At 72.2% G+C, this 6,316-nt stretch carries 6 protein-coding genes; 3 read left to right on the plus strand and 3 right to left on the minus strand.

What is annotated here, in order from left to right; all coding sequences use genetic code 11:
• Positions 1–61 precede the first annotated feature (61 nt).
• The 3 genes from AB0K37_RS25335 to AB0K37_RS25345 form a co-directional block, all read right to left on the minus strand.
• Positions 62–502, minus strand: a complete 441-nt coding sequence (locus AB0K37_RS25335; protein WP_363985128.1) for a hypothetical protein — start codon at positions 500–502, stop codon at positions 62–64.
• A 2-nt stretch (positions 503–504) separates the two neighbouring features.
• Entirely contained in the window at positions 505–822 is a 318-nt protein-coding gene (locus AB0K37_RS25340) for a hypothetical protein (protein WP_363985130.1), read from the minus strand.
• Between the two features lie 516 nt (positions 823–1,338).
• The gene (locus AB0K37_RS25345) at positions 1,339–2,238 is read right to left on the minus strand and encodes a 1,4-dihydroxy-2-naphthoyl-CoA synthase (RefSeq protein ID WP_363985132.1); all 900 of its coding nucleotides are present in this window, start codon (positions 2,236–2,238) and stop codon (positions 1,339–1,341) included.
• Positions 2,239–2,350: 112 nt separating this feature from the next.
• On the opposite strand from AB0K37_RS25345, the gene AB0K37_RS25350 reads away from it, so the two are divergent.
• The 3 genes from AB0K37_RS25350 (at position 2,351) to AB0K37_RS25360 (ending at position 6,211) form a co-directional block, all read left to right on the plus strand.
• A complete protein-coding gene (locus AB0K37_RS25350; protein WP_363985134.1) occupies positions 2,351–3,514 on the plus strand; it encodes an AMP-binding protein in 1,164 nt (387 codons plus the stop codon).
• Positions 3,515–3,566: 52 nt separating this feature from the next.
• Positions 3,567–4,604: a cation diffusion facilitator family transporter gene (locus tag AB0K37_RS25355; protein ID WP_363985136.1), complete on the plus strand. Its 1,038-nt coding sequence runs from the start codon at positions 3,567–3,569 to the stop codon at positions 4,602–4,604.
• 254 nt (positions 4,605–4,858) lie between these two features.
• Positions 4,859–6,211 carry an RNA polymerase sigma factor gene (locus AB0K37_RS25360; protein WP_363985138.1) on the plus strand — a complete coding sequence of 451 codons (1,353 nt, stop codon included), beginning with the start codon at positions 4,859–4,861 and terminating at the stop codon, positions 6,209–6,211.
• Positions 6,212–6,316: the final 105 nt, after the last annotated feature.

The raw sequence follows: 6,316 nt of genomic DNA on the forward strand, positions 1-6,316 counted from the left end.
GCTGTGCCGCCCCCAGGGCTCACGCGATTGCGAGCGGCACCTGCGCCAACCGACCGAAAGTTCAGCTCGAGCGACGGAACTCCTGCACCCGCTGAGCGAACTCCTCCGGTTCCTCGCCGGGCTCCGGATACAACTCCTGCGGGTCCGGCGGTGGCCGTCGCCCATCACCGTCAAGGCCGGCCTCCGGCTCCGGATCCACCCCCAGCCGCTCACCGGTATCGAAAGACTCCCCGGCCTCCGGATCCTCCTCGATCGCGAAGACCTCACCGAACTCGACACCGCCAGCTTCGAAGATCGTCATGTACGCCGGGACCCGAGGCGAATCCAACAACACCGTCACGACCTCAGGACTCGTCGGAGCGTTATCGAACTCCGCCTCCCACGACCCGTCCATCAACGCCCGCAGGAACTTCGCGGCCAGACGCTGCTTCTCCGGGGCCTGGCCTCCCGCCCACTCGGCCACGACTTCCCACGTCGTCTTGGTGAGCCGCAGCGGGCGCATGGCTACCCCTCCAGGCGCCTCAACAGATCCTCGACGGCGGCGGGGGCGGCCGGCTCGGGAACCGCCGCCCGCTGGTCGCGGATCCGCTGACGCAGATCGGTGGTTGACTCCAGACGAACCATCCGGTCAACACTCTCCGCAAACCGCGTCAGGTGGTCAATATCCTTCGAGTGGCCGTACGCGGCAACCACCCTGATCAGCGACCGGAACACTTCCCGCTGCTCCTCCGCGGTCAGTCCGTCCCACACCCCCATCGCCGTCTTGACCTGCGGGTCGTCCTTCGCCGGCACTCCAGGAGGAGTGACCTCGACGGGTTTCATCAGCGACCTCCACTCAACGGTTACATGTCCGTTCTCAGGCCTGCTCCGACAACCTAGGGGCAGTCCGCTGATCCGCTCAGCCGCTCCCCGCCTCGGGGCGGAAACGTGGCCAGATCGGGCCCTCTGCGCGACGGGCGGTGAACCAGCCACCGACCCGACACGTCCCCGTCAACCCGCGTACCGCAACCGGCCGCACCCTGAAACCGATCACAACCCGCGGGCACTGACCCGGAGACGTGCGGCAGGGCTCCCACCGATCCGGCTGCACGCTCTCCGGCACGGCACGGCACGCGACGCTGATGCTCGCCGGCAGCGCGGACATGAAGCTGGTGCAGGCGCAGCTGCGGCATCCCTCCATCTCGTTGACCGCGGACACCTACACGAGCGTGTTGCCGGACGTGGCGAGGGAGGCTGTGGAGGGCGGTGGGGGCGTGGCACCGCTCAACCGCACGAATCAGCAGGTCAGAGCGTCACGGATGCCGCGCCCCGCGTCCCCAAAAGATCGCGCTCCGAGTCCTAGGAGTACCACGGGAAACGCGACCAATCGGGATCGCGCTTCTCCAGGAACGAGTCCCGTCCCTCGGCGGCCTCGTCGGTGCCGTAGGCCAGCCGCGTCGCCTCCCCGGCGAACACCTGCTGCCCCACGAGACCGTCGTCGACGAGGTTGAAGGCGTACTTCAGCATCCGCTGCGCCGTCGGGCTCTTGCCGTTGACCTTCCGCGCCCACTCCAGCGCCGTCGCCTCCAGCTCGGCGTGCGGGACGACGGCGTTCACCATGCCCATCCGGTGCGCGGCCTCGGCGTCGTACTCGTCGCCCAGGAAGAAGATCTCCCGGGCGAACTTCTGCCCCACCTGCCGCGCCAGGTACGCCGACCCGAACCCGCCGTCGAAGCTCGCCACGTCCGCGTCGGTCTGCTTGAACCGCGCGTGCTCCCGGCTGGCCAGGGTCAGGTCGCACACCACGTGGAGGCTGTGCCCGCCCCCGGCCGCCCAGCCCGGCACCACGCAGATGACGACCTTGCCCATGAACCGGATCAGCCGCTGCACCTCCAGGATGTGCAGCCGCCCCGCCCGCGCCGGGTCGATCGTGTCCGACGTCTCGCCCTCGGCGTACTTGTAGCCGTCCCTGCCGCGGATCCGCTGGTCCCCGCCCGAGCAGAACGCCCAGCCGCCGTCCCTCGGCGACGGCCCGTTGCCCGTCAGCAGCACGCAGCCGATGTCGCTGGACATCCGCGCGTGGTCCAGCGCACGGTACAGCTCGTCCACCGTGTGGGGGCGGAACGCGTTGCGCACCTCGGGGCGGTTGAACGCCACCCGCACCGTCCCGTGGTCGACGGCCCGGTGGTAGGTGATGTCGGTGAAGCCGAACCCCTCGACCTCTCTCCAGGCGTCCGCGTCGAACAGCTCCGAGACCATGTCTTCCTCTCCGTCGGGCGACCGCGCCGCGGCCGGGGCGCGGCGCTCGGGCACCATTCAACCGGCCTCGCGTTTGAACGCGTTCAGCGGGGTCGTCTACGCTGATGAGATCATGGATCGCCCGCTGCACGCCGTCGTTCTGCCGCCCGGCCCCCGCCTGCTGGACGCCCTCGCCCGCGCCCTCGACGGCGGCCCCGCGATCTGCCCCCTGCCCCCGGACCTGCCCGAGCCCGCGCTGCGCGGCCTTCTGGACGCCCTCGCCCCGGACGCGATCGAGACCGCCGGCGGCACCGTCCCGCACTCCGGCGGCGCCGGGCACCCGCCCGTCGACGCCGGCACGGCGGTGCTCATCGCCACGTCGGGCTCCACCGGCGCCCCCAAGTTCGTCGAGCTGACGGCCGGCGCGCTGCGCCATTCCGCCGCCGGCACCCTCGCCCGCATCGAGGCCGGGCCCGGCGACCGGTGGCTGTGCTGCCTGCCCACCAGCCACATCTCCGGCGTCCAGGTCCTCGTCCGTTCCCTCGTCGCCGGCACCGACCCCGTCATCGCCCCCCGCTTCGACGCCGCCGCCGTCGCGGCCGCCGAGGGACTCCACGTCTCGCTCGTCCCCACGCAGCTGCGCCGGCTGCTCGACGATGGCGCCGACCTGTCGCGGCTCGGCGCCATCGTGCTCGGCGGCGCCGCCGCCCCGCCCGGCCTGCTGGCCGAGGCGCGCGGCCGGGGCGCCCGCGTTTTCACCACCTACGGGATGAGCGAGACCTGCGGCGGCTGCGTCTACGACGGCACGCCCCTGGACGGCATGCGCGTCGCGCTCGGCGACGACGGCCGGATCCGCCTCGCCGGCCCCTCGCTGTTCACCGGCTACCGGCTGCGGCCCGAGCTGACCGCCGCGGCCAGGGACGGCGACTGGTTCCTCACCCAGGACCTCGGCGCGATCGAGGACGGCCGGCTGCGCGTCCGCGGCCGCATCGACGACGTGATCAACACCGGCGGGGAGAAGGTCGTCGCGGGCGAGATCGCCACCGTGCTGTCGCGGCACCCGAAGATCCGCGACGTCGTCGTGGTCGGCCGCCCCGACCCCGAGTGGGGCGAGCGGGTCACCGCCGTCGTCGTCCCCGCGGGGTCCGGCCTGCCGGAGCTGACCGAGCTGCGCGCGCTCGTGCGCGAGACGATGCCCGCGTACGCGGCGCCGCGCGAGCTGGAGCTGGTGGAGGCGATCCCGCTGCTGGCGTCCGGGAAGCCCGACCGGGCCCGGCTCCGCGCCTGCGCGCCCTGACGGCGGGCCGCACCGCGCATGGCACGGTGACCGCCTGGGCAGAGGACGGATCATGGCGGCACACAGCGAGGGGCAGCGGACCGAGGGCCGGGACGGCGGCGGCCCCCAGGACGAGAGCCTCCTGACCGTCGCCCTCGCGTTCGCGGCCAACCTCGGCATCGCCGTCGCCAAGATCGTCGCCGCGCTGATCACCGGGTCGGCGTCGATGGCGGCGGAGGCCGCGCACTCGATCGCCGACACCTTCAACGAGGTCCTGCTGCTGGTGGGGCTGCGCCGCAGCGGGCGCCCCGCCGACCGCCGCCACCCGCTCGGCCACGGCAAGGAGCGCTACATCTGGACCCTGCTCGTCGCCGTCGCGATCTTCGGGATGGGCGCGCTGTTCTCCTACTACCAGGGGATCGAGACGCTCACCGGGCACCGGGCGGCCGGCGAGTCCGGCGCGATCGTCGGGTACGCCGTCCTCGCGGTGGCATTCGTGCTGGAGGCGGTCTCGTGGCAGCAGGCAGTCCGGCAGGTCCGGGCCGCCGCGCGCGCGGAGGACCTGCCGCTGCGCGCCTACATTCGCCGCACCGACGAGCCCACCTCGATCAGCGTCCTGCTGGAGGACTCGGCGGCGCTCGTCGGCCTGCTCATCGCGTTCGGCGGCCTGGGCCTGCACCAGCTCACCGGGTCGGCGGCCTGGGACGGCGTGGGCTCCCTGCTCATCGGCGTCCTGCTGACCGCCGTCGCGCTCGTGCTCGGCCGGATCAACCTGAACCTGCTGATCGGCTCGCAGGCCGACCCCCGGATCGTCGCCGACGTCCGCGCGCGCCTCGGCCGCGCGGACGAGGTGGAGTGGGTCGTGGACATCGTCACCGTGACCTTCGGCGCCGACCGCGTGCTGGTCTGCGCCCGCCTCGACTTCCGCGACTCCCTCACCGCCGCCGAGGTCGAGCGCGCCTGCGTCCGGATGGCCCGCGAGCTGCGCGGCGCGCACGAGGAGATCGACGAGGTGTTCCTCGAACCGGTCCCCCGCGACGACCCTGAGCTGCGCGAACGGGTCATCGCGCGTTATGGTCGGACATTGCGGCCCAAGGATTCGGGAGCGTAGTGGTCTTTCTCACGTCGCCACGGCCTGGGGCCTTTACGAAGTAAGGTACAACCGGATCGGTTCGGGCGGTGTGAAACCGCTGGCCGTGGGCACCACGACCGTCTGGATCGCTCCTCCACGATCCCCCGCGGAGCGCCGCCCGGCGACGAAGCCGGGAACAACAGGCCCGTCCTGCGACGTTCCGTTAAGTGCGTGCGCCACGAGCGAACACAATCCGCGCCGCACTCACACACCGAAGGGAGGGGGGTGTCCCCATGCCGCGAAGCGCCGTCGAGACCCCGCTCACGGAGTCGCCGAGCCCCGCGCTCAACGACCTCCTCAAGCGTGGCCGCGCCCACGGGCGCCTCTCGCTCGACGAGGTGAGGGGGGCCTTCGAGACCGCCGGGATCAGCCCGGCCCAGGGCCGCTCCATCCTGCGCGAGCTGTCCGAGGCCGGCATCAGCCTGGCGGGCGAGCCCGACGCCGTCCGCAAGAGGGCCGCGGCCGCCGACCACGCAGGCGGGGAAACCGCCCAGGACACCTCCGGCGCCGCGGGCGCCAGGAAGCGCACCGCCCGCAGGGGCGCCGCCAAGAGCACCGCGAACGCCGCCGGCGCGGCGCCGCGGCCGGGCGGCCAGCGCGACGCCTCCGTCGACGAGGGGTTCGACGTCACCGAGGTCGAGGCCGAGGAGACCTCCGCGGACCTCGACGACCAGTCGACCACGATGGGCGACTCCGTCCACACCTACCTCAAGGCCATCGGGCGCCGCCAGCTCCTCACCGCCGAGCAGGAGGTCGACCTCGCCAAGCGCATCGAGGCCGGCCTGTACGCCGAGCACAAGCTGGAGGGCGAGGACCTCTCCCCCGCCATGCGCGCCGACCTGGAATGGGTCGCCGCCGACGGCCGCCGCGCCAAGGCCCACATGCTGGAGGCCAACCTCCGGCTGGTGGTGTCGGTCGCCAAGAAGTACTCCGACCGCGGCCTGTCGCTGCTGGACGTCGTCCAGGAGGGCAACCTCGGCCTGATCCGCGCCGTGGAGAAGTTCGACTACTCCAAGGGCTACAAGTTCTCCACCTACGCGATGTGGTGGATCCGGCAGGCGATCCAGCGCGGCTTCGCCGACTCGGCCCGCACGATCCGGCTGCCCGTCCACGTCCTGGAGATGCTCAGCAAGCTGAGCCGCGTCGAGCGCGACATGCACCAGCGCCTAGGCCGCGAGCCCACCCCCGAGGAGCTGGCCGCCGAGCTGGACAAGAGCCCCGAGCAGGTCCGCGAGCTGCTGCGCACCAGCCGCCAGCCGATCAGCCTGGACTCCACCATCGGCGAGGACGGCGAGACCCGCATCGGCGACCTCATCGAGGACACCGACAGCCCCGAGGCGTCGGAGCTGGTGGACCGCCAGCTCATGGCCGACCAGCTGCGCCGCACCCTCGACATCCTGTCCCCGCGCGAAGCCAAGATCATGGCGATGCGGTTCGGGCTGTACGACGGGACGCCGCGCACCCTGGACGAGATCGGCAAGGCGCTCGGCCTGACCCGCGAGCGGATCCGGCAGCTGGAGAAGGAGTCGCTGTCCAAGCTGCGGCACCCCAGCAACGCCCGCCCGCTGCTGGACTTCGCCGTCTGACCTCGCGCCCGGCACGGCACGCGAAGGGCCCGCGGGACCGGCACGGTCCAGATCGTAACAGCACACGTCTCAACAACACTCACCAAAGAACGCATCGCGTATTCC

The organism is Actinomadura sp. NPDC049753 (assembly GCF_040674655.1).
In the GTDB taxonomy this organism is placed as follows: domain Bacteria; phylum Actinomycetota; class Actinomycetes; order Streptosporangiales; family Streptosporangiaceae; genus Spirillospora; species Spirillospora verrucosospora.

Excerpts from the sequence above, each read along its gene's own strand:
- AB0K37_RS25355 (WP_363985136.1), top strand. The coding sequence starts at position 3,567 with ATGGCGGCACACAGCGAGGGGCAGCGGACCGAGGGCCGGGACGGCGGC.
- AB0K37_RS25360 (WP_363985138.1), top strand. The coding sequence starts at position 4,859 with ATGCCGCGAAGCGCCGTCGAGACCCCGCTCACGGAGTCGCCGAGCCCC.
- AB0K37_RS25350 (WP_363985134.1), top strand. The coding sequence starts at position 2,351 with ATGGATCGCCCGCTGCACGCCGTCGTTCTGCCGCCCGGCCCCCGCCTG.
- AB0K37_RS25340 (WP_363985130.1), bottom strand. The coding sequence starts at position 822 with ATGAAACCCGTCGAGGTCACTCCTCCTGGAGTGCCGGCGAAGGACGAC.
- AB0K37_RS25345 (WP_363985132.1), bottom strand. The coding sequence starts at position 2,238 with ATGGTCTCGGAGCTGTTCGACGCGGACGCCTGGAGAGAGGTCGAGGGG.
- AB0K37_RS25335 (WP_363985128.1), bottom strand. The coding sequence starts at position 502 with ATGCGCCCGCTGCGGCTCACCAAGACGACGTGGGAAGTCGTGGCCGAG.